Source organism: Candidatus Accumulibacter contiguus (assembly GCF_012940005.1).
In the GTDB taxonomy this organism is placed as follows: domain Bacteria; phylum Pseudomonadota; class Gammaproteobacteria; order Burkholderiales; family Rhodocyclaceae; genus Accumulibacter; species Accumulibacter contiguus.
Window position 1 is genome coordinate 1 of record NZ_SPMX01000067.1, and the last position, 22,745, is coordinate 22,745.

Genomic DNA, 22,745 nt, shown 5'->3' on the forward strand with positions numbered 1-22,745 from the left:
CCGTAAAGGATTCTCAGGGTCTCCCCGGGTGGTCGGTTCCACCAATCTTTCCAGCGCCGAGAGCAATGTCGGCTCGTGCTCGATCAGCTTCTTGCGTCCACCCCCTGCTTTTCGGACGTGTCTACGAGAACCCGCCGGGTCGTCCTGGGCATGACCGCATTTTTCCGAATACAGCGTCATTCGCGATAGCCCCGTGGCTTTAGCGACGATGCTTTGTCCGCCGTAACCGAGCGCCTCGGCTTCCGCCAACGCCCACACACGACGCCCCCGCTCATCCAAAACCGTGGACACGCGCTCGAACTTCTTACGGATCGTTTCAACTAGCTCGTCATTACTCATGACGAGATCGTCGCCTACTCGTATAAGTTGTACAAGTTATTTCTGGACAGATACTTAGTCCAACGAGGTTTATCTGCCGCGGATACGTCTGCAGTTGAACTCGACCGGCTCGGCGCGGCAGATAAACGCTATTCGTTGCGGCGCAATCCACGTCCGCGGCGACCCGCTGGCTCAAGTCTCGAACGGGTTCAGCAGCGGCACTCCGAACGGCTTGAAGTCAGCCACGTTTCTGGTCACAACCGTGAGGCCGTGGACTTTGGCCGTCGCCGCAATCATGGCGTCCTCGTACACGGTGTCCGACCGCCTGTGCATCAACTGAGCCCACGCGCGGAAGGTCGCCGCGTCCATCGAGAGAACGTTGTATGAGCCGGCCACCATCTCAAGCCAAGCTTCGATCTCTGATGCCTTCGCCTCATCCTGCTCACGCGTGATCTCGATGCCAGACTGAATCTCGCCTATGGTCACCGCAGAAAGATGAAGCTGCGTATCTTCGAGTCCTTCAAACCATGCCAGCACGGCTCCGTGAGGCTTCGGTTTGCGCAGTTCTGAGACAATGTTGGTGTCAAGCAGGTACATCAGTTCACCTTGCTGCCGCCGGCGTGCGCCTGCGAGCTGCACCGCGCGCAGGAACAACAAGCTCGGTTCGTCCCTGATCAGAAAGCAGGAGTTGCTTGAGTGAAGGCCGCGCTGCAGCCTGGAGTCGCCGCCATTCGTCTATGGGCACCAGTACAGCGGCCGCTGCTCCTCGCTTCGTCACCATCTGTGGTCCTTCGGCTAGGCAAGTTTCGAGGAACTCACTGAACCGTGCCTTGGCGTCCTGGATAGGCCATATTTGCATTGCTCGCTCCACAATGACTAGTATGCTGACTAGTCTAGCATCATCCGACGCACGGCGCCGCCTAACGGCCATGACTTTTCCAGGCCCCCCGATCATGAAAGTCACGGCCGTTTCCCTCTCCCCCGACCCCTTTCTCCTTACTTCCGCGAGTTCGGAATCGACGCGAGCGCCATTCCCGCGGGGCCGGGGCGCGTGCCCTTCAGCACCCACCGCAGCCGCCGACGTGCTGGAGGAATTCAAGCCCGCCGTCGTGAGTTTTCATTTCGGCCTGCCTGCACCCGAACTGCTGGAGCGGGTACGCAGGTGGGGTGCGAAAATTCTTTCTTCTGCAACAACTGTCGACGAAGCGCTCTGGCTGGAGGCGCGTGGAGTTGATGCCGTCATTGCGCAAGGGCTCGAAGCGGGCGGGCATCGCGGTAACTTTCTGTCGGAGGATCTCAACACGCAGGTCGGCACGTTCGCATTGGTGCCGCAGATCGTTCGGGCGGTGAAGATCCCGGTCATCGCAGCCGGCGGCATCGCGGACGCCAAGGGTGTCGCGGCAGCCATGGCGCTCGGCGCTGCCGGGGTGCAGATCGGGACAGCCTATATGTTGTGCGCCGAAGCCACCACGAGCGCGGTGCATCGCGCGGCCCTGAAAAGCGACGCGGCTCGCGTCACGGCGCTCACCAACCTGTTCACCGGACGGCCCGCTCGCGGCATTGTGAACCGCCTGATGCGCGAAATTGGGCCCATGAGCCCCGCCGCCCCGGCTTTTCCTCTAGCGACTGCAGCCATCGCTTCCTTGCGCGTGAAGGCTGAAAGCCTGGGCAGCGGTGAGTTCTCGCCCTTGTGGGCCGGGCAAAATGCGAGCGGATGCAAAGAGGTTTCCGCAGATCTTCTTACGATAGAACTGGCGGGCGCACTCGAAGATGCACGCTAACCCGCCAATCAACACGGACCTGTGCCAGCGGCGCTGCGCACCGCAGACACAGGCTGACTAGGAACAGCGCGGCGATACGTGATTTGTCACAACTCATTCTGTTTGATGGTCGTCATTCGCCCGAGCACGGGCCGACATGCATTGGCTTCTCACCGAAGGCTTCTTGCTTGCGTTGGAACTGCGGTGGCTTGCATCATGTCGTGTCTCTCGCGAGCGATTGGCGTTTTGCGAGAGCACGGCTTCCAACCCCGATGGCGAGCGCGACGACGACCAGAATGGCCGCGACGGCGAACGTGATCCTCATACCTGCGGCAACAGCCTCGGGACGCGCCGTTGTGATGTCGGTCGTCGCGGATGCGAACACAAACACTGCACCCATAACGGATGCCCCGGTGATGAGTCCAATATTGCGCGATAGGCTGAGCAAGCCAGAAATGACGCCGCGCTGGTCTTGCCGGATACCAGCCATGACGGTGGTGTTGTTAGCGGTCTGGAACAGCGCATAGCTGGCGGTGATAATGACGAGGGGGGCGATGTAGCCAGATATGCCGAGCCACGCCGGCACTATGGATAGAATGAAGGAGCCTGTCGCTACACCGATGAGCCCGACGATGGTCATGCGATCAGAGCCAAAGCTATCCACACTGCGGCCAGAAGGAACTCCGCTCAATGCGGCGGCAAGCGGACCGACCGACATGACGAGTCCGACAAGGGTCGCATCGAGACCGAGCGCACGAGATAGATAGAACGGGCCGACCACCAGCGTCGCCATAATCACCGTCGATACGAGCGCGCTCATGGCGAGATTCGTACTCAGCATTGAATTGCCGAACATCTGCAATTGAATCAAAGGTGATGCTACTCTCGTCTCGGCACGCATGAAGAGGCCGACTCCGAATGCAGCGGCCAACAACAGAGCCAGGTTGAGAAAACCGAAACTACCGTGCCCAATTGTCATGGCGAGCGCATAAGCCAAAAGCGCCAGGGCAAGAAGCAACGTGCCCACATGATCGAAGCCGACCCGGTTGGTCTTCGGCCCTTGGCGATCAACGGGCAGGTAGCGACGCGCGAGAAGAAAAGCCAGGATACCCAGCGGTACCTTGACGAAAAAGATTGCCCGCCAACCGAATCCGGCGATCAGAACACCACCAAGCGACGGACCGAGCGCGGTACCAATCGCAGACATCGTTCCGAGCAGCCCCATGGCGCTACCGGTCTTTGCCTTTGGAACCGTCTCGCCGACAAACGCAATGGTGAGTGCCATCATGATGGCCGCGCCGAGGCCCTGCACTGCCCGGGCCGTTATCAGCAGCCAGAGCGTGGGAGCAACGCCGCACAGGACCGAGGCCACGGTGAACAGGAAGATTCCGGCGAGTAGCAGCCTCCGGCGACCGGTGATGTCACCGAGCCGTCCGACACTGACGATCAGGGTGGTGATGGCGAGAAGATAGGCGAGGACGATCCACTGGACTTCCTGGAAAGAGGCAGCGAACGCTTGTGCTAGCGTTGGCAAGGCCACATTGGCGACGCTGGTGCCAAGCGAGGACAACAACATCGATAACGAAAGGCTGGCGAGCACCCAGCGAATCGACGGTGCCTGTTCCACACTTCCAACTACTACCTCATCTTGTTCCGCAATGGTCGGATTCATCATGAACTCCTTTTCCCGACGACTCCAAAATGGAGCGGTCAGAAACTGACTCTATTCCTATGTCGGACATAGCGGAAGGCGCATTGTTTGCACTTTATTCGTGCGTTTGACGCCACATCATAACCAGGCTGTGCTATGGTCGATGCATGTCGAAACCAGATTTCAACCTGCTGGTTACTCTTGATGTGTTGCTCGCGGAAGGTAGTGTTGCACGCGCCGCCCGACGGTTACGGCTTAGCCCGTCAGCTATGAGCCGGGCGCTGGCGCGGTTGCGTGAAACGACGGGTGATCCGCTGCTGGTGAGAGCTGGACGCGGTCTCGTCTCGACGCCAAGGGCGCTCGAACTGCGCGAACGTGTCAGTCAGCTTGTGCAGGATGCTGAAGAGGTTCTACGCCCGGCAGAAAAGCTCAACCTCAAACAGCTAGTCCGAACATTTACACTGCGGACCAGCGAAGGCTTTGTGGAGAACTTCGGGCCAGTCCTTATTGCTCGCGTCGCCGAGGAAGCGCCCGGCGTGCGGCTGTGCTTCGTACAGAAGCCAAACAAAGATAGCACGTCACTTCGCGAAGGAATTGTCGATCTGGAAACAGGAGTTGTTGAGGAAAAGACGGCCCCGGAATTGCGTGTACAAGCACTATTCATAGACCGTCTCATCGGTGTTGTGCGAATCGGCCATTCGCTGTGCCAAGGCGAAATCACGACTACCCGTTATGCGGTCGGCAGGCACATCTGCGTCTCGCGACAGGGACCGGACAAGGACCCAATTGACGAGGCTCTCAAGCCATTCGGGTTGGAAAGAAAAATCGCCGTGGTCCTCGTCGGTGGCTTTTCGACCGCGCTCGCTCTGGCTAGGGCCTCCGATCTGGTTGCCAGCGTTCCTGAACGACATACTGGAAACCTTCGCGCCGGAATGCATAGTTTTCCGATTCCGGTCTCCACGCCGGAGTTTACAATTTCATTGCACTGGCACCCGCGGATGGATTCAGATCAAGCGCATCGTTGGCTGCGCGGGTGCGTTCGGAATGTATGCGCGGAAAAACTCACGGATTCGTCGATATGCAGAGAATCCGCCGCCGAGTGAAAGGACGTTACGAGATTTAACTACCTTTCTCGGCCTCTCGTCAAAATGACCCTAGTCGCCAGTGAATGTTTGTTCCTGGCGCACATCGGTCAACAAGGCAGGAGGCAAACGACCGCTTATGGGAATTTCCGTGAAGGTCCGTTCCTGGCCGACAGCACGCACACGTAATGGATCCCAAGAGCTGCCGTTGCTCTTCCCATCCATTGGCGAATTACCGCTGCCGCACAGCTTGCAGTTGCAAGCGGTTTGCCAGTGAAATCCTGGCTCAGGCGGTGGCTGCACATTGTGCGGCCGCTTTCCTGACAACTCCAGCCTGATGTCTGACGAGGTGCCAGCGGCGGCAACGGCCGAGAAGCCGACCGTCGCCACGGTGGGTTGAAGGTCGCTCCTGGTCGTTGGCGTCAACGAGGCGAACTGCAAGCGCCAGAGGCGACAGCCGGCCATTCGCCAAACACGCGACGATTCGGCGATGAAGCGTTCCGTGCCAATGAAATCGCCCCGGTCGCCTCCAATCTGCCGGATCTCAACGTCGAGGGCGCAGTCGCCGTCTCGTCTCACTCGCATACCACCGGCAAACCTGCGACACTCTGACAAGGGCCAGCCGGGTTCCAGGAAGGCCGCTCCGATGGAAAGGCAAGCATTGCGCGCCCCGCTTCACCGGGACTACTCCACCGCCGTCGCCGCTGGTGATGGATCCGTTGGCAGCCGTTCGCCTTCGTCGCTCTCTTTCATGATCTGATCGATCTTCTCCTGCAGCGGATCGCCCGAAGGTTCAGTGGGCGATACGACCGGCGCAGGCGCTGCCGGTTCCTGGGGAGGTTCCTGTTTTCGAGCGGGCTTTACGATCCGTTGCGGCTTGGGTTCGGCGACCGGTTCTTGCGACAGGAGGCTTCGGAACCAGCCCTTGATGCGCGCCCAGAGGCCGGTATCTTCCGGCGCCACGAAGCGCGCATGCGGATCGATGAGGCGAGCGCGCAAGGCGTTCCGGAAAAACTCACCGACCACCGGCAGGGCGCTGTGCGCCCCCTGACCCCAGTAGTCGCTGCGCAGCGTGACGCGGCCGTCGTTGAAACCGACCCACGCCCCGGCGACCAACTGCCGGTGCATCAGGATGAACCAGCCGTCCGCGTTGTCCTGCGTCGTGCCGGTCTTGCCGGCCACGTCGGCGCGGATGCCATAGCGGCTGCGGATGTCTCTGCCGGTGCCGCGGTTGATTGCGCCGCGCAGGTTGTCGAGCAGCGTGTAGGCAACGTCGCGTTCGAGCGCAATGTCGGGATCCTGCGGGCTGAATTCTTCGATGACCCGGCCGTCGCGGTCTTCGATGCGGCTGACCAGCAGCGGCTCGAGGTAGCCGCCACCGTTCGCGATCGTCCCGTAGGCGGCAACCATTTCCTTGAGGGTGACGGGGCTGGTGCCCAGGGCCAGCGATGGCACGGCCTCGAGCTTGCTCTGGCGCACGCCCATTTGGCGGGCGAGGCTCGCCACCTTGGCGGGGCCGACTTGCTGGATCAGTTGCGCGGTGATGGTGTTCTTCGAGTAGGCGAGCCCGTCGCCCAGGCTCATCGCCTCGCCGCTTGGTGGCGCGCCATCGGTGGGCCGCCAGACCTCGGTACCGCCGACGTCGATTTCCACCGCCTGGTCGATCAATCGGTCGTTCGGGCTGGCGCCCTGGCGGTACGCTTCGCCGTAAACAAAGGGCTTGAAGGTCGATCCGGGCTGGCGGCGCGCCTGCTGCACATGGTCGAAGGCCTCCTGCTCGAAGTCGCGGCTGCCGACCCAGGCCTTGACGTGGCCGTTGCGCGGATCGATGGCCAGGAAACCGATCTGTATCTGCGTCTTTTGCTGGCGCAGCGCGCGCATGAAGTCCTTGTCGGCCTGCAGTTCCTGCATGGCCTGGGCAGACGTCCGGCCCTTGGCGATGGCGGCGGCGTACTCCGGCGATTCGCGGATGAAGGCCTGGACCAGGCTGGAGTCGTTGCTCCACGCCGAGCGCTTTCCCCAGGCCGCGTTGGCGAGGTTCTGCAAGCTGTTGCCCTGGCGCGTCACGGCCTGGTTGGCCGCTGCCTGGAGTCGGGAATCGATGGTCGTGCGTACCACCAGCCCATCGCCGTAGATGCTGTAGTCGTTGCGGTCGGCCCAGGCAATCAGCCACTTGCGCAGTTGCCTGGCGAAATGCGGTGCCGGCCCAGGGGGCTCCGTCTGTCGCTCGAAGTCGATACGCAAGGGTTTCTTGCTGAGCGAGTCGAACTGTTTCGCGGTCAGTTTCTCGCGCTTGACCATCTGTTTCAGCACCGTGTTGCGCCGCTGCAGGGCTCTCTCGGGATTGAGCACCGGGTTGTAGTAACTGTTGCCCTTGAGCATGCCGACCAGCGTCGCGCTTTGCAGCACGTCGAGCTGGTCGGCCGAGGTATCGAAATAGGTGCGCGCCGCCATCTCGATGCCGTAGGCGTTGTAGAGGAAAGGCACGGTGTTGAGGTAGGTCTCGAGGATTTCGTCCTTGCTGTGGATGGCCTCGATCTTCAATGCCGTGATGGCTTCCTTGATCTTGCGCGTCAGCGTCGGCGCCCGGCCGATCGCCTCCGGATACAGGTTGCGGGCTAGCTGCTGCGTCAGGGTCGAACCCCCCTGGCGATCGCCCCTCAAGCTGTTGAGCGCGGCGGCGGCGGTACGTCGCCAGTCGAGACCGAAATGCGCATAAAAGCGGTGATCCTCGGTGGCGATCAGGGCGTCGATGACCTGTGGCGAAATCTCCGGGAGTGCGACCCATTCCCGGTTGGATTGCTTGAACTCGGCGAGTTTCCTGCCATCCGCCGAGAGGATCTGCGCCGGTTGTTCCGATGACGCCTTGCGGATGCTGCTGATGCTTGGCGTGAAAGGGATCAGGATCAGCACATAGAGCAGAAACAGCGCCGGCACTGCCACGAGTGTCCGGATCACCCCGCGCCGGGTGGGGTGGCGGAGGGAGTCGAGTGTGCCGGCCAAGCGGGCGGAAGGGCACGGGGCAATCCGGATCGCCGACTGTTTCAGTTCGCCGAGCAAGGAGCGTATTGATGCCATGAAAGGTTCATTTCGGGCCCGAACGGGCTGGTGCGCAAGCGTTCTTGCCAAGGTTTTTCGGGTGGGAGACGCAACTTCCACAGGACAGTGTATCGGTATGTTCTCCGCTTCGGGTATTTTTTCACGACGTCGCTGGCGTTCGCCAGGCTGGCGCCGGCGCTCTGCCATGAGCACGCGGCGGGCGAGGGTCGTGAACGGCCGGTCTCCTTCGGCAGCCGGTGCGCACGGGCTAGCGACCGGCAGGCGGTCGGCGTTTGACCTTCCCCGGAAAGGCCACCTATACTCGTGCCGATGCCGCTCAACTTCCGCTCCCCGTCTTTTGCCGCCTGCTTCCGGGCACTTGCCGCGATCCTGCTGCTTGACCAGATGGCAGCGGTCCGAGCATGCGCCGGGAATTGTACGCGGGGTACGCGGGGTACGCGGGGTACCCGCCGCGCCCCTTGCAGGAGAAGGCGGTCAGGAAATCGTGCCCGCATGGTCCGCACCGGGCACGGGCAAAGCCATGGGCAAGAAGACCACAACAGTTGGCCCCTACGACATCCGGGGATCGTCGCCCGTTATCGAGACATTTTCCAGGTCCGACCCTGATGGCCGACTATCCGCAGGGCCTGGTTCGCACGCGTGAACTGTCCGACGGCAGGGCGGTGACCATCCGTCCCATCCGCCCCGAGGACGCCGAGATCGAGCAGGATTTCGTGCGGCACCTTTCGGAAGAGTCGCGGTATTCCCGTTTCATGTCGCAGTTGCACGAGCTGTCGGCAAGCAAGCTGAAGTACTTCACCGACATCGACTACGACCGCCATCTGGCGCTGATTGCCGTTGCCGTCGAAGGCGACCGGGAAATCGAAATCGGCGTCGCGCGCTATGTCGGCCTGCCGAAACACGACCGCTGCGAGTTCGCGATCGCGGTCGACGATGCCTGGCAAGGTTCGGGCGTCGCGCGGATACTGATGACGGCGCTGATGGATGCCGCCCGCGAGCGCGGCTTCCGGAACATGCAAGGTACGGTGCTGGCGACCAACCATCGGATGCTGGGCTTCGTCCGGCGGCTCGGCTTCTCGGTGCACAGCGATGCGGAGGATCCGGGCACGGTCACGGCCGAGCGACAGCTCTGACTACGGGCGGCCTGCGCGAGCGGCATGGGCCGGTCTGGCGGGGCAGGGCATTCATTGATTTCTGATACCAGTATGTCATCATGTCGTCTCTCCTCGGAAAAAATGGGAAACCGCCGCGACGCGGCGGCCCGAGGAGGAAGGGAGATACGGGTGCGCAAGCTTTTTGTCAGTCACAGTTCCAAGACTCCCGATAACATCAAGCTGCTCCATGCCCTCTGCGCCAGGTTGGGGCAGGCCGGAACTGGTTGCGAGGTCGTCTTCGATCAGGGCGGCATGATCGTCGGCGGCGCTGACTGGTACAACACGATAAGCCGCTGGATGGCCCAGTGTCACGCAGCGGTGATCCTGTTCTCCAAGGCCGCCCTGTATGACTCGGACTGGGTCAAGAAGGAAGCCAACAATCTCGCCTGGCGCAAGGAACTCCAGAGCAACTTCTTCCTCATCCCCGTGCTTCTGGATGGACTGGAGCCGAAGGATCTCGAAGCGGAACTGACCGGAATTCTCAACATCACCGTCAACCAGTGCATCCGGGAGGTAGACGATACCGAGACTCTGGCTCAGGCGATCCTCGCTGCAATCGCCTCGCAGAGTGCGCTGGTCGGGTGCGAACCGATCGACCCATCCGAGCCCACCTTCGAGCCAAACGAGGGTTCGATCGCGCACCTGCTGCATCGGGCGGCGGGCGCAGACGACCTGGCGGAGGTGGCCGGACGGATCGGGGTGAAGCTTCCCGCCTGGCCGCCAGACGCAGGCAGGCAAGCAGCACTCGGCCTCGCGCGATATCTGCTCGAAGAGCCGAATACAGGCATCGAGCGCCTGCAGGAAGTGCTGGACAAGTTCGCGGTCTACGCCGAGAAGCTCGACAAGCGATACGCCGACGAACTTCTCCAGCACCTGCAGGCGCGATGGGTGTCGACGGAGGCCGCGCGTACGCTGCCGGCAACAGCGGTCGAGCGGCGCTTCGCAGCACTCAACGGCCAGCACCTCGGCGGCTACACAGCGTCGCGTTATGTCGAGCGAGCCTGGCCCCTGACGCGCCGCCGGGAAGTCGTCCCGGTGGCTCCGGGCAGCCGTACCTACGAGGCCATCCGCCGTGACATCGAGGACCATTTCGCGCGCGGCCGCGTCCTCACCCCGGAGGCCAGAACCGATCGGGTCAACAAGCCGACAACGCCGATCGTCGTCCTGTTGCCGACGCTATGTATCGAGGGACATTCGCCTCATCGCCTGCTCGATCGGCTGCGCGACACCTTCAAGCGGGTGATCTTTCTCATCGATGCAGGTCCGGTCGTGCCGGCGTGGTTGCCCGATGATGTGAGCTTGCTGGAACCCGCCCTCGACATTGGCACCGAGCAGTCCCAATTGGACCTGTTCGACGACGCCAGGGACTTCATCGACCATCAACTCTACGGAAGTGTCAGAAATGGGTGACGAGATCTATCAGCCAAAGCATTTCCGTCTTCCGGCAAGCAACGTCTGGCCGGGGGGCGCCGACTTCCCGCCTTATGTCTTCAACGAGGAGATCACGATCGCCGCCGACGTGGCGTTCGCCACGGGCCGGCCGCTGCTGGTATCGGGCCCGCCAGGCAGCGGCAAGAGCATGCTCGCGCCGGCACTGGCGTCGCTCAAGAGATGGCGTTATCTGCAATACACGTTTACCTCGCGCAGCCGGCTGGAGGATCTGACCGGCGATCTCGATCACCTGCGCCGGCTCAACGACGCGCAGGCCGCGACGCCCGGGCAGAGCCTGCCGCCCCGCTGGACCTATCTGCAGCCCGGTGTGCTCTGGTGGACCTTCGATCCGGCAGGGGCGGGCACGCTGGGCGCCAGCGAAAGCGAGCGGCGAAACCATGCACAGCACTTCGAAGCCCCGCGACATCCGGAAAGCGGGCGGACGCAAGGCAATGTAGTGGTTTTGCTGGACGAGATCGACAAGGCCGAGCCCGATTTGCCGAACGACCTGCTGGAGCCGCTCGATCGCCGACGATTCCAGGTGCCCCAGGGGCCCGAGGTGAAGGCAGGTGGCAGACTGAAGTATCTGGTGCTCATCACCACCAACGGCGAGCGCGAGCTGCCGCCGGCCTTCCTGCGCCGCTGCGTCTGCCTGTCGATCAAGGACCCCGACAAGGACCGGCTGCTCGCCATTGCGGCCCAGCATTTCCCGAAGGGGAACGAAGACCTGCACCGGGGCGTCGCGGAGCGGCTTCTGGAGCATCGCCGTAGCGCCAAATCGATGGATCTGCGCCCGCCGAGCACCAGCGAGTTCCTCGACGCCATCCGGGCCTGTGCGCAACTCGGCATCCAGCCCGACCCGCAGGATCGGGTATGGCAGCAGATCGCCAAGGCCACGCTGGCCAAAAGGAGCTTCGAGGATGAGCGGGAACAGGATGTCGGCACGGCGTGGTGAAATCGGGCTGGGCGATCTCGCCACCGCCCTCGCCAGGCTGGAGATCGTCTCCGAGGCACAACTGCGCGTCGTGGGCCGTTGCCTCGGGCTCGGCGGACTGTCGTTCGGATCGGTCGGCACGCTGCAAACTGCGGCGGACGCACGCCTCAAGCACCGGCGTCCGCCGCCCAGGCCCCAGGAACCGAAACCGCAGCGGCAGCTACCGCCCTTGCCTGCAGCACCGCCCGGTCCGCCGGCGGAGCGTCTGGACACCGTCATGGAGCCATTGCCGGCGGCGGTGTCCAGCGAAATCCTTCGCCCTGAATGGTTCGCACAGCCCGCCGCGGTTATCCCGAGAGAGCGTGGCGCGCCCCGGGCCGCGCTGTTTCCCCAACACACGGCACCCGGCCTCCTGAGTGCCGCGGTCGCCACGCTCCGCCCCGGCCGGTGGCCCGACATCGACCGGCTGGTGGAGCACATCATTGCCAACCGGCCGTTTCGCGAGGTACCCAGGCTGCCGGTTCCCAGTCAGTCGCGCGGCGTGCAGCTGCTACTCGACCGCAACGCGCCGATGACCCCGTTCTACGCCGACCAGGGCGATCTGGTACGTTCCTTCGCCGCGGTCGTCGGCCAGTCGCGCTGCGAGGTATGCGAATTCGTCGACGACCCGGCCGCCGCATGCGCGTACTCCTTGGCTGACCAGCCAACGGCCTGGCGCCCACAGCCAGGCCGGCCGGTGGTCGTCGTCAGCGATTTCGGCCTCGGCGAATCCTCGGGGTCCGCCCCTCGGCTCCCGCCACAGGCCTGGCGGCGTTTCGCCACCGCGCTCAAGCGGCGCGGCTGCCCGCTGATCGCCATCGTTCCTTTCCCGCCCGCCGCCTGGCCGGTGTGGGTCGAGCGTCACTTCATCGCCATCCATTGGGACCCGCGCACGCGCGCGGAGAACGTGCGTGCCCTGGTTGGCGCCGGACATCTGGTCGCGCCATGAGCTGGGTGCAGCCGCAGCCTTATGACCACCGGCTGTTCGACCAGATCGATCTCGGATCGCCCTTCGGCCGCCTGTGCCTGATCCTGGCACCGGCGCTGCGGATCGAGCCACGCCTGCTGCGCAACGCCCGCCAGCGCTATCTGCCCCGTAGCGACGCCAGCCTGGAGAATCGGCTGTGGTTCAGTCGCGTGATCGAGACCCGTAGCACACGTTCGGTGAACCTGCGGCCCGGCCTGGCGCGACGGCTGGTCGATCAACTCGCGGTCCAGGGCGGCCCGCATGGCCGCGAACGGCTGGCGAGAATCTGTGACTTCATCGCCGAGCAGACCCGCGACTGGGACCCGCTGGACCGGATCGAGCAATCCCTGCGCTGGGCGGTCAGGGACGACGACCAGGCGCGGGTCGGCGAACTCCTGCGCGAGTTGCTCCGCCGGATCGCTACCAGCAGCGAGGAGCGCAGCCGCGCCGATCTGGCCCGCTGGATCAAGGGCGCACTGCCGCCCTTGCAGGCCGTGACCGAGGCCCATCGCGAAAGCGGCTGGCTGGCGCAGTTCGCCGGTGCCGCCCTCGGCGACACCGGCATCGTCCTGCGCGGCCACGGCACGCCGCGGGAGCCGATGCCCGGCTGGCTCGCCACGCTCCTGCCGGCGAGCGCTGGCCTGACGCTCGGCCTTCGCCTGGGTCGCAGCGACGAGCGCCTGATTCTCGAATGTCTGGAACCGGAGCCCGGCCTGCCGCGTCTGGACCTGTTCACGCCGGCACCGGCACCGGTGCATATCGAGTGCGAAAATCGCGCGCAAGGCTCGCCGGGCTGGGTGTCGCTGTTCGTCGGCTGCCGCATCCCGGTTGGTCGGTCTTGCCACGCCCTGATCCTGCAGACCCTTGACGGTCGACGCTTCCGGGTGGCGAGCCGCGAGGGCAGCGAAGCGATCCGTGCCGATCATTCACCGTCAAGGAGTGTGGTTTTCGTGTGCGCGTCGGGAGACGAGAAACACGCGTTTCGCCTCGCCGACTTGCTGAAACGGCAGGGCGTTTCCGTTCGCGTCGAGCCACTCGCGGCGTCGATGCGGAAAATGCCTGACTCCGCTGCCGCGGCAGACCCCGACGAGCAACTGGTGGTGCTGTGGTCCCGGCATGCCGCCAGCGCAATGGAGAACGATCCCGAGCGGGTACGCAACGTCTTCTCGCCGGCAGCGTCCGGCGCGGCTTACCGTTTGCTCATCGGACTCGACAGGACGCCGCTTCCCGAGGGCATCGGCGCCGGCGGAGCCCCGGCGGCACGACTCGATTTCTCCGAAAGGTCGGCTGATTGGGGCAGGGACGAAGCGCAAGCCGTGCTGTCCGCCTTGTCGTCCGAACGTCCGGTGGTGCTGCAAGTCCTGCGGTCGGACCACACGCTCGAGGAATTCAGGCCGGCGCGCCTGGCCGCCGACGTTGCCGAAGTCTTGCCGGCCACCCCAGGCCGGCAGGAACGGGCGAGCGCCCTGGCACAGCAGATCGAAGCCAGCCTGCGGCGGCGCCGTCCACGTGGTGGCATCGTCGATACCGTCGAGATCGGCGGCGAAGTCGAACGGGCTCTCGTCCGCGCCGGCGAGCACGAAGCCGCCCGCGCTTACGCGGAACGTGGGCTGCGCGGCCTGAGCAGCGACCGTGGCAGAGACCCGGCCCAAACGCCCTCCGAACCCGAGCGGGAGCCCCTGGCCGAGGCGAAGAAGACCGCCGCGACCGACATCTACCTGAGCCACGCCCGCGCCGACCAGTCGGTCGCCCGTGAGCTGGCCAAGCGGCTCACCGGAGCGGGCTTGCGCGTCTTCCTCGACGTCGCCAGTGTGCGAGCAGGGGATAACTGGCATCAGAAGGTCGAGGAGGCCCGTTGTGTCGTGGTCCTGTGGACCAGCGCGGCGCGCGAAAGCGATCATGTTAAGGCGGAGGCCGCTTGGGCCATCGAGCGGAACAAGTATTTCCCGGCCGTGCTGGACGATTTCCCGAGCCCCCCGCCTTTCGCGAGCCTCCCGCCGATGTTTACGCGGTACCAAGTCGCCGACCTACGGGGTTGGCCGCGGCAGAAGGAAGCCGAAGCTGCCTTCGAGCGGTTTCTGATGGAACTCAGGGACTCCATCGCGGTACTGACAACATACTGACAAAATTATGGGAAGATTTCCCCGTGGATGGAAGCGGCTTGTCAGTCAATGCCGGACGCACTCGCAGCCGGTTTTACGCGCGGGAGATAGGCCATGTTTCGAATCCTGAGTCTTGACGGCGGCGGCATCAAGGGCGCGTTCGCCGCATCGGTACTCGCCACGCTCGAAGAAGATACGGGCTGCGCGGCAGCCGATCACTTCGATCTGATCGCCGGCACGTCCACCGGCGGCATCATCGCCATCGGACTCGGACTCGGGCTGCCGGCGAGGAAGGTCTGCGACTTCTACGCCGGGAAAGGCTCGACGATCTTTCCCGGGACCAGCCTGGTGCAGCGAACCGGGGGGCGGTTGCGACAGCTTTTCGGCCCCAAGCACTCGCAGGCAGTGCTGCGGGATGCCTTGGTGGAAGTTTTTGGCGAGCGCAAGTTTGGCGAGTCGAAATGCCGCCTGGCGATTCCCGCCTACGACGCCATCGGCGGGCGCATCTTCGTGATCAAGACGGCGCATCACGAACGCTTCCGCTACGACATCGATGCGCCGGCGGTCGATGTCGCGCTGGCGACCTCGGCAGCGCCGACCTACTTCGCCGCGGCGCCCTTTCCCACCCATGCCGATGCCAGTTACGTGGATGGCGGCGTGTGGGCGAACAGCCCGGTCATGGTGGCGGTGACCGAGGCGGTGGCCTTCCTCGGCATTCCGCTGGACGATATCGATGTGCTCAGCGTCGGCACGACAACCACCCCCTTCAACATCGCTGCGCACGTCCAATCCGGCATCGCGCAGTGGAATGCCGGTCTGGTCGAACTGATGTTCGAAGGCCAGATGGAAGCTGATCTCGCCCAGGCGAAGCTGCTGCTCAACGGGCGCCTGCACCGCATCGACGTCACGGCCCGGGAGGGCGAATTCTCCCTCGATGACGCGCGCCCCGAGAAGATCCAGCGCCTGATCAACCTCGGACGAGCTGAGGCCGTCAAGAAGAAGAACCTCGAGGCCGTCAAGGCACGCTTCCTGAACGGCGTGGCCGCCACACCCTTTAAACCGTTTCATCAGCCGGCCGGCTGAATACACAGGAGTCCGAAGCATGGATACACGTCCCCCGCTCATTCTTCATCTATTGGCTCACCCAAAGTCGGTGGCGGCCAACGAAATGGCCACGGCACTGATGCACCGCTTCGTCGAGCCGCCGGCGAGCGGCGGTTTGCGCATTCCGGTGTTTTTCACACCCGACCGGGGCGACGATCTCCCGCCGACCTTGAGCAGCACCGGCGACATCCGGCTTGCGGCAGCCCAACATACCATCGTCGTCGTGCTGGGGGACGAGCGCATGCTACGCACGCTACCGAACGGGACGGGCGATGCCTGGATCAAGTTCGTGAAAGGCGCGATCGCACGGGCGCCGCTCGATTCGAGCCCGCACCATGTCCTGCCGGTGGCATTGGATCAGGAAGGATTCCGCCTCGGCGACGCGATCCACATTCTGCCCGCGACGCTGGCGCCTGGCGTCAGCGCGAGCGACGCCAAGGAGCGTCGCCTGGCGGAGGTGTCGTTCCACATCGCGGCGCGGTCGATTCAGTTGCTGGGGCACGGCAAGGTTCCGGCGATCGCGCCGGATCGCATGCAGGCCCCGGTGCGGATCTTTCTCAGCCACGCCAAGGCCGACCTGGACAAACAACACCACGACGACCCGGTACGCCAGGTCCGCAACTTGTTGAACGAACTGCCGGTCGAGCAGTGGTTCGACGCGCAGCAGATCGCCACCGGCCAGGATTTCGCCGACGCCATCTCCGCCGGCATCCGCGATAGCTCGATCATGCTCGCTTTCCAGACCGATCACTATAGCTCGCGTCCGTGGTGCCGGCGCGAGGTGCTGGAGGCCAAGCGCTTCGGGGCGCACGTGTTGATGGTCGAAGCGCTTCAGTCGGGCGAGCCGCGCAGCTTTCCCTATGCTGGCAATGTGCCGACGGTGCGCTGGCAATTCCGTAAGGATGCGCGGGTCGATGCCCAGCGGGTGATCGACCGGGCCGTGCTGGAAGCGCTGCGCTTCAAGCACAACCGGGCAGTGCTGGACAGCACCGCCGCGCCGGACGAGTGGGTGCTGCCGGCCGCGCCCGAGGCCCTGACCTTGGCGATCGCATGCGCCGACCTGGACCACGACAAAACCTTCCTCTACCCGGATCCGCCGCTGGGCCGGGAGGAGCTGCAGGTGTTGCAGCAGCTTCGCCCCAAGGCCCGCTTCCTGACGCCGCTGAGCAAGGTCGCGCGCTGGCAGCGGCCTGCGTCTATCGACACCATTGCGGTCTCCATATCCGACAGCGATGACGCGCGCAAGTACGGCCTGTCGACCGAGCATTTCGCCACGCTGACCGACGAGATCCATCTGTACCTGCTGCTGGCGGGGCTGAAGATCGCCTACGGCGGCGCGCTCAAGGGCAGCTTCTCCGGCGCGCCCAACTTTACGGTGCGCCTGTTCGAACTGGTGCGCGCCTATTCGAAACTTGCCCAGGGGGCCGAGGCGTCGCCCCTGGAGGGTGCCGTACTCAATGTCGCTCCGTGGCCGCTGCGCTTGGACTATGGCGACGCCGAATGGAAGTTGTTCGCCGGGAAGGTCGCAAACTACGAGGAAGGTCCACGACCCGATCTGCCTTGGGGTGACGACGAGGTGTTTCCACCGTCGGCGGGTGCTCGCGTGCTCGCTTCGGATACGCCGCAGCGCCGCTATGCATGGGCGCGTGGCCTGACCGCGATGCGATCGCGCATCATGGCGCTCTCGCAGGCACGGCTGCTGACCGGCGGCAGACTGGCGGGATTCGCCGGTCTGGTGCCCGGCGTGGTGGAAGAAGCCTGCTTGTCGCTGACGCAGCAGAAACCGTTGTACGTGGCCGGCGGCTTCGGCGGTGCAGCGCGGGCCGTGAGCGATGCGCTGCTCGGCATCGAGCGGCTTGAGTTCGCGGATATGTGGTCGCGGCAGCACATCCCTGATTTCGATGCAGCACGGGGGTTCTACGCACAGGGCGGCGGCGAATTCCGCTCCCTGGCACAGATGGGCAAGGACATCGGCGCATGTGGCACAGCCGGCCTGGCGTCTGCGCTGAACAACGGACTCGACGAGGTGGAAAACCGGGAACTGATGGCTTCCACGGATCCGCAGCGAATTGCCTGGCTAGTGCTTACGGGGCTCGCGCGACTTTGACCTGAGGGGTTGAGCGCGCTCGGAAACCGCGCCCCGCTCCGGGTTGCTCGTGGTCGCTGTTTCCCGCTTGCCTGCCTCGAGAAGCCGTCCTACTATTCGCCGGTCGTCGTCTCGCACGCCAGGCGACCGGCTCGCTGGTCACTCTGGGCAGCGCGGCACCGGCTACTCGCCAGACGCCCTGAAAGCACTGCCATTGACCCACCGATCCGCCTCGTGAACCCTGATCGACCGACATCCTTCGCCGCGAGGTCGCTCGCGCGGCTCGATCACCTGCAGTGGCCGGCCGTCGTTGCGATCGGCGTCGCGCTCGGTGGCGGCGCCGGCGGGGCAGGGTTCTTCTTCGGCGAAGCGCCCGGCTGGGTGATCTTCTGGCTGGCGCTCTTCGCCGGCATTGGCTGGCTCGGTTACACGGCGGCTCCGGTCTTCGACGAGCGCCGGCCGGACGTTGCTCCGCCGCGCCCGCGCCGGGTGTGCGACGGAGATCTGCTGATGGTGGACCTGCCGGGCGGCGATTTCCGGATGGGTTCGCCGGCTTCGGACGACCTGGCCCGCGACGACGAGAAGCCGCAGCACCAGGTGACGCTGGCGCCTTTCCGGATGGCAATCACGCCGGTCACCGCCGAACTCTATTGCGAGCTCATGGGGCAGCCGTCGACCGGCGATGAACCGCGTGTGGCGCGACTGCCGGCAACCGTCGTTTCCTGGCTGGATGCCGTCGAATTCTGCAATCGGCTGTCGGTGCGCGCCGGCTATCGGCCGTGCTATTCGCGCGGACTTTTCGGCGGCTGGCGCTGCAACTGGCGCGCCGATGGCTATCGCTTGCCGACCGAAGCCGAGTGGGAATACGCCTGCCGCGCGGGCAGCACGAGCCGCTTTTGTTTCGGCGACGATCCGGCGGAGCTTGACGCCTACGCGTGGTACGAAGGCAACGCAAAGGGCGCGGCGCAGCCCGTGGCGACCCGGCGGGCGAATGCGTGGGGCTTGTACGACATGCACGGCAATGTCTGGGAGTGGTGCTGGGATTGGTATGGAAGCCACGCATCGAGACCCGAGAACAATCCACGGGGACCTATGAGGTCGAAGACCGGGAGGCGGGTTTTGCGCGGCGGCTCGTTCCAGAACGGCCTCTGGCGTGACGATTTCGGTTCCGCGGCCCGGGGCTACCTTCCGCCCGAGTACTATCGCTCCGCGCCGCGTTTTGGTGACGAGATCGAGGTCTGGGTTGGCCCCGGGAGCCTCGGGTTTCGGTGCGTGCGCGTCCCACACCAGCATGTCGACCGATCAACCCATAGAGCCTTTTGAACCCGTTCGCCTCAGCATTCGGGCTGCGCCGCTTGCCTCGCCGGCAGTCGAGCCAGGCCCACCACAACCGACTCCGATTGGCGATGCGCTGGAAGCTGCCGGCCATCAGCCTGCGCATCGAGCGATGTTGTGGGGAGTGATCGCATCGAGCAAGCGGATCGCGCGGTTGCCCATTGAGCGAGCCAGCGGATCTTCGGGCGCGGCGCGAGCTTTCCTGACCAACCGGACGCTGAAATCCCACGTGGCGGCGAAGATCGGTGCGCGTGCGTGTCCCGTTCGCATGCGCCATTGGCCGCCACTGACTCGCGAAAGATGACTCAAGGCTGGGGCGGGACGCGCACGCACCGAAACCCGACGCCCCTGACCCAGTCCCCGGGGTCGACGTCGAACCGGGGCGCGGAGCGCAGGAACGCGGGCGGGTCGTAGAACGAGCCGCCGCGCAAAACCCGCCCCCGGCCTGCTCCTTCTGGATCAACAAAGCTTCCCGACTGGTATTCGCCATACCTGTCCCGGGTCCACTCCCAGACATTGCCATGCATGTCGTACAGTCCCAGCGGGTTCGGCAGTTTCTGCTTGACTGGCTTCATTTGGCCATTGGAGTTCCCGTCAAACCAGGCACGGCGGCCAAGCTGGCTCTCATCGTCGCCGAACGACCAGGCGCCGCGGCTGCCGCCACGCGCGGCGTACTCCCACTGCGCTTCACTCGGCAGATCTCCGCCGACGCTCCGGCAAGAAGAGCGCGCCTGCTCCCAGGTCACGGTTGCGACCGGTCGCTCGTCGCGCTGCGGGTGTTCGGCGAACGATTGCGCATACTGCCAGTTGGTCGTTTCGCTGGCGGCGATCTCGAACCGCGACAAGGTGACGACGCGCGCCGGTTCGACGATCTCGTCCTGGGCGGTCATCGCATCGCCTTTACGCGAACCCATCGTGAAGCTGCCGGGACAGATCGAGACCCACTCGATGCCGTTCTCCGTCGTGGTTTCCGGCCCGCCGTAAACTCGCGCTTCACCGCGCGTCGCGAGAACGCGCCACGGCAACGGAGCCTGCGCGACCGGCTTCGCACCGGGAAAATCGACGGCACGGGCGAGGGCAGCCAGATCGCCGGCGCTGACGATTCCCCATGGGCCGGGATGATCGGCCAGCCGGCGCCCGGCGGCGGCGTGCTCGCGTCCGGGCGGCAGGATCAGCAGCACCTGCGTATTGCGGTTCAGCTCGGGACTGGGTTCCCGCCACTCGTCGAGGAGTTCTTCCCAGTCGGTGGCGACGAGCACCTGATCGGCGCTGCCTTTGTCGAGCAAGCGGATCGCCAGTTGCCGCGCGGACGGGTCGGTGTACGGCGTTGCGATGACGGCCAGCGAGCGCAGCGGCCATCCGTTGGCGCAGGCGCGGATCGGCTGCGCCAGCGAACCGGCGCGCAACAGAACGCCGCCGCCGGCCACAAGTACCGCGTTTTCGCTTTCCGCCCAGCGCCAGTCAAGCGCCACTTCCGCGCCGGCCGGGATCTGCGGCAGCGTGACGCTGGCGCGCGCGCTGCCGAGCGTGAGCTGGTAGGCGTTCGTGCCGCTGGCTTCGGCGATGCGCAGCGTCTGCGCCGCGAGCGTCGGGTGATCGTGGATCGGGTCGCTGACCAGCAGGCACGGCGGATGCTCGGCGAGCAGGCGATGCGTGGCGACCGCGCAGGCGGCCAGCGCCAGGCTGCCGAGCAGCGCCTTCGCCAGCACCAGCCGCGGCGCTTCTGGCAGCGGCTGCGGTGTGCTCAGGTAGAGATCCGCGGCAAACCCGAGTTGGCGCAGGCGATGGCGTTTCGTCACCTTCAGATCGGCGAAGGACCAGGTCAGATAGATGTGCGCGCCGTCGTCGTCGCGATCGGCCGGGCGGTGATCGGCGGCCGCGAACTCGCGCAGACGGTGCTCGATTTCCGGCCGTAATGCTTCGTCGGCGAGTTCGGTCAGCCGGTCGGCGGCGGCGTCGGGGTCGGTGTACAACTGCAGCAGCGCGTGCTCGACCTGCCAGCGCCGGCTGGCGAGCGAGTCGCGCCAGGGTAGCAGGGGGTTCTCCTGCGTCCGCTTTTCGTCGTCGGCCGCGAGGTAGCGCGCCTGCCACCAGGTCAGTGCCTGCCGCGCCAGACTGTGTACGCGCAGCGTTTCCCCGTCGCACGGCTCGCTGCGCAACAGCCAGTTGATCCGCCGGCGGCGGTCTTCGGGCTGGGCCGCCGCGGCGAGGACCGCGTCGACTCCCCAGGCGCTGGCCGGCAGAGCGAGCGCGGCGCGCAAGGTCTGCGCCGTCGCCGCGTCGGCCTCGCCGCCGCCGAGCGCGACGACCGCCGCCCACTGACGAAGCGCTGCCGGCGGACCATCTTCGGCCGTCGCGGCGGGGACTGCGGGCTTGTCGACGGCGCCGAGCCAGTCCGGCAGTTGCGGCAAGGCGACGACTTCGAGCCGCAAGTCATTCGCGGCGAACAGCGCCGCGAGTTGATCGCCGCCCGGCGAGCAGTCGACGAATGCCAGTCGCGGCCAGTGCTGCAAGGCGCCGAGCAGCCGCCGGGTCTCTTCGCGATGCAGTGGATGTTCGAGCCGGCGGCGCAAGCTCGCACCGTCCGGGAAGATCGCCACCAGCGCCTGGCGGCCCGGCCCTTCCTCGGCGAGCGGCCGATAGTCGGGCTGCTCGGGCCAGTCGATACGCTGCGGCGCGTCAGTAAAGAAACCCAGCCGGGATTCGAGGCCGGCGGCGCGCAGCGTGGCGCCCAGTTGCGCGGCGATTTCCTTGGCCGTCGGCGACGCGAGATGGCGGTCGATCCAGAACCAGATGGCGCGCTCGTAGACCGCGGGCTGGAAGCAGAAACGCATGAAGCCGCCGGCGCGGGCGCTCTGCTCGACGGTCCTCGGCAGATCGAGGCGGCGCGTCGGATCGTCGGCGACGAAGCGTTCGATGTTCCAGACGAGCTGGCGGCGGGCGCGCGCGTCGATCAGCGCGCCGTCGTCGCGCGGCGGTGGCGGCAGCGGTTGCCAGCCGAAGCCGCGGTATGCCTGAGGCGTGGCGGTGATGAGCGGAAATTCCCGGCGGTAGCGCCAGCGCAAAGCCAGCGCCAGGGCGAGCGCGAGTACGCCGAGCAGCGCCAGCGGTAGCGGGCCGAGCCGGTTCGGTACGCGGATCGCCGCTGGCGGCAAGTCGTCGATGCGCCAGGTCCAGAATCGTTCGACCGGTTGATCGGGCAGTTCCGGGTCCAGGTTTGGCTGGCCCGCTGGCGGTTCCGGTCGTACAGACAGCTCCCTGATTCTTACATCCGCCGGTGGGTCTGGCGGCCACAGCGACCAGGCCAAGGCGACGAGCAGCAGCAACGCGGCGCCGATGGCCAGCAAACGCTTCCACAAGTCCGGCGGCGGCGGGGAACGAGGCGGCGCGAAGGGTGATCGGTCGCGCTCGCGCTGGCGCGCGTCCGGCGCGGTCGCTGCCGGCGATCGCGCGTTCGCGGGTTCATCGGTCGGCCAGTCGGCGTCGTGGTCGGGGCACCAGGCGGCGAACAGGCCGTCGAAAGTCTGGCGCTGCGCTGGGGTCTTGACCAGCAGCGCGGCGAGCAGCGACCGGAGTCCGGCACGGTCGAGGCAGGGCGAACAAGCGAAGAGGTGGCGAAGGCGCTCGATCTCGCACGGACCCACCGGCACGCCGTTCAGGCGCAAGGCCGCCAGGAAGTCGCCGAGTCCGGCGAGGCGGTCGCTCGCGTCGGGCGGCATCGT

At 65.3% G+C, this 22,745-nt stretch carries 14 protein-coding genes and 2 pseudogenes; 10 read left to right on the forward strand and 6 right to left on the reverse strand.

The annotated features are described in order from the left end of the window. From E4Q08_RS19180 to E4Q08_RS19190, 3 genes and pseudogenes are all read right to left on the reverse strand, one after another. A pseudogene (locus tag E4Q08_RS19180) lies at positions 1-339 on the reverse strand (ISAzo13 family transposase); the annotation flags it as partial. Positions 340-510: 171 nt separating this feature from the next. After that, complete coding sequence (locus E4Q08_RS19185; RefSeq protein ID WP_169071564.1) at positions 511-915, reverse strand: type II toxin-antitoxin system VapC family toxin; 405 nt, start codon at positions 913-915, stop codon at positions 511-513. A gap of 4 nt (positions 916-919) precedes the next feature. After that, complete coding sequence (locus tag E4Q08_RS19190; RefSeq protein WP_169071542.1) at positions 920-1,177, reverse strand: type II toxin-antitoxin system Phd/YefM family antitoxin; 258 nt, start codon at positions 1,175-1,177, stop codon at positions 920-922. 129 nt (positions 1,178-1,306) lie between these two features. On the opposite strand from E4Q08_RS19190, the pseudogene E4Q08_RS19195 reads away from it, so the two are divergent. Further along, positions 1,307-2,099 (forward strand): annotated as a pseudogene (locus tag E4Q08_RS19195) (NAD(P)H-dependent flavin oxidoreductase); the annotation flags it as partial. Positions 2,100-2,292: 193 nt separating this feature from the next. Here the strand turns inward: E4Q08_RS19195 and E4Q08_RS19200 are convergent. After that, positions 2,293-3,753, reverse strand: coding sequence for an MFS transporter (locus E4Q08_RS19200; protein WP_372703804.1), 1,461 nt, complete (start codon positions 3,751-3,753; stop codon positions 2,293-2,295). Positions 3,754-3,896: 143 nt separating this feature from the next. On the opposite strand from E4Q08_RS19200, the gene E4Q08_RS19205 reads away from it, so the two are divergent. Continuing rightward, positions 3,897-4,832 carry a LysR family transcriptional regulator gene (locus E4Q08_RS19205; RefSeq protein WP_169071543.1) on the forward strand — a complete coding sequence of 312 codons (936 nt, stop codon included), beginning with the start codon at positions 3,897-3,899 and terminating at the stop codon, positions 4,830-4,832. A gap of 663 nt (positions 4,833-5,495) precedes the next feature. Here the strand turns inward: E4Q08_RS19205 and E4Q08_RS19210 are convergent. Next, a complete protein-coding gene (locus tag E4Q08_RS19210) occupies positions 5,496-7,889 on the reverse strand; it encodes a penicillin-binding protein 1A (RefSeq protein ID WP_169071544.1) in 2,394 nt (797 codons plus the stop codon). 587 nt (positions 7,890-8,476) lie between these two features. On the opposite strand from E4Q08_RS19210, the gene E4Q08_RS19215 reads away from it, so the two are divergent. The 8 genes from E4Q08_RS19215 (at position 8,477) to E4Q08_RS19250 (ending at position 19,011) form a co-directional block, all read left to right on the forward strand. Further along, positions 8,477-9,004, forward strand: a complete 528-nt coding sequence (locus E4Q08_RS19215) for a GNAT family N-acetyltransferase (RefSeq protein ID WP_034911296.1) — start codon at positions 8,477-8,479, stop codon at positions 9,002-9,004. Positions 9,005-9,154: 150 nt separating this feature from the next. Next, a complete protein-coding gene (locus E4Q08_RS19220) occupies positions 9,155-10,435 on the forward strand; it encodes a toll/interleukin-1 receptor domain-containing protein (RefSeq protein WP_169071545.1) in 1,281 nt (426 codons plus the stop codon). Further along, positions 10,428-11,411: an AAA family ATPase gene (locus tag E4Q08_RS19225; RefSeq protein ID WP_169071546.1), complete on the forward strand. Its 984-nt coding sequence runs from the start codon at positions 10,428-10,430 to the stop codon at positions 11,409-11,411. Before E4Q08_RS19220 ends, E4Q08_RS19225 begins: the two co-directional genes overlap by 8 nt. After that, the gene (locus tag E4Q08_RS19230) at positions 11,377-12,378 is read left to right on the forward strand and encodes a hypothetical protein (protein WP_169071547.1); all 1,002 of its coding nucleotides are present in this window, start codon (positions 11,377-11,379) and stop codon (positions 12,376-12,378) included. Before E4Q08_RS19225 ends, E4Q08_RS19230 begins: the two co-directional genes overlap by 35 nt. Further along, positions 12,375-14,519, forward strand: a complete 2,145-nt coding sequence (locus tag E4Q08_RS19235) for a toll/interleukin-1 receptor domain-containing protein (protein WP_169071548.1) — start codon at positions 12,375-12,377, stop codon at positions 14,517-14,519. The genes E4Q08_RS19230 and E4Q08_RS19235 overlap by 4 nt, the downstream gene beginning before the upstream one ends. A gap of 93 nt (positions 14,520-14,612) precedes the next feature. Next, a complete protein-coding gene (locus E4Q08_RS19240; RefSeq protein WP_169071549.1) occupies positions 14,613-15,581 on the forward strand; it encodes a CBASS cGAMP-activated phospholipase in 969 nt (322 codons plus the stop codon). 19 nt (positions 15,582-15,600) lie between these two features. Continuing rightward, positions 15,601-17,709 carry a TIR domain-containing protein gene (locus tag E4Q08_RS19245; protein ID WP_169071550.1) on the forward strand — a complete coding sequence of 703 codons (2,109 nt, stop codon included), beginning with the start codon at positions 15,601-15,603 and terminating at the stop codon, positions 17,707-17,709. 213 nt (positions 17,710-17,922) lie between these two features. Further along, positions 17,923-19,011: a formylglycine-generating enzyme family protein gene (locus tag E4Q08_RS19250; protein ID WP_308240181.1), complete on the forward strand. Its 1,089-nt coding sequence runs from the start codon at positions 17,923-17,925 to the stop codon at positions 19,009-19,011. A gap of 317 nt (positions 19,012-19,328) precedes the next feature. On the opposite strand, the gene E4Q08_RS19255 is transcribed toward E4Q08_RS19250, so the two are convergent. Next, the gene (locus E4Q08_RS19255; protein WP_169071551.1) at positions 19,329-22,742 is read right to left on the reverse strand and encodes an SUMF1/EgtB/PvdO family nonheme iron enzyme; all 3,414 of its coding nucleotides are present in this window, start codon (positions 22,740-22,742) and stop codon (positions 19,329-19,331) included. Positions 22,743-22,745: the final 3 nt, after the last annotated feature.

Bases quoted from the DNA above. Each gene is read 5' to 3' on its own strand.
- E4Q08_RS19185 (WP_169071564.1), bottom strand. From the start codon at position 915: ATGTACCTGCTTGACACCAACATTGTCTCAGAACTGCGCAAACCGAAG.
- E4Q08_RS19190 (WP_169071542.1), bottom strand. From the start codon at position 1,177: ATGCAAATATGGCCTATCCAGGACGCCAAGGCACGGTTCAGTGAGTTC.
- E4Q08_RS19200 (WP_372703804.1), bottom strand. From the start codon at position 3,753: ATGATGAATCCGACCATTGCGGAACAAGATGAGGTAGTAGTTGGAAGT.
- E4Q08_RS19205 (WP_169071543.1), top strand. From the start codon at position 3,897: ATGTCGAAACCAGATTTCAACCTGCTGGTTACTCTTGATGTGTTGCTC.
- E4Q08_RS19210 (WP_169071544.1), bottom strand. From the start codon at position 7,889: ATGGCATCAATACGCTCCTTGCTCGGCGAACTGAAACAGTCGGCGATC.
- E4Q08_RS19215 (WP_034911296.1), top strand. From the start codon at position 8,477: ATGGCCGACTATCCGCAGGGCCTGGTTCGCACGCGTGAACTGTCCGAC.
- E4Q08_RS19225 (WP_169071546.1), top strand. From the start codon at position 10,428: ATGGGTGACGAGATCTATCAGCCAAAGCATTTCCGTCTTCCGGCAAGC.
- E4Q08_RS19230 (WP_169071547.1), top strand. From the start codon at position 11,377: ATGAGCGGGAACAGGATGTCGGCACGGCGTGGTGAAATCGGGCTGGGC.
- E4Q08_RS19235 (WP_169071548.1), top strand. From the start codon at position 12,375: ATGAGCTGGGTGCAGCCGCAGCCTTATGACCACCGGCTGTTCGACCAG.
- E4Q08_RS19240 (WP_169071549.1), top strand. From the start codon at position 14,613: ATGTTTCGAATCCTGAGTCTTGACGGCGGCGGCATCAAGGGCGCGTTC.
- E4Q08_RS19245 (WP_169071550.1), top strand. From the start codon at position 15,601: ATGGATACACGTCCCCCGCTCATTCTTCATCTATTGGCTCACCCAAAG.
- E4Q08_RS19255 (WP_169071551.1), bottom strand. From the start codon at position 22,742: ATGCCGCCCGACGCGAGCGACCGCCTCGCCGGACTCGGCGACTTCCTG.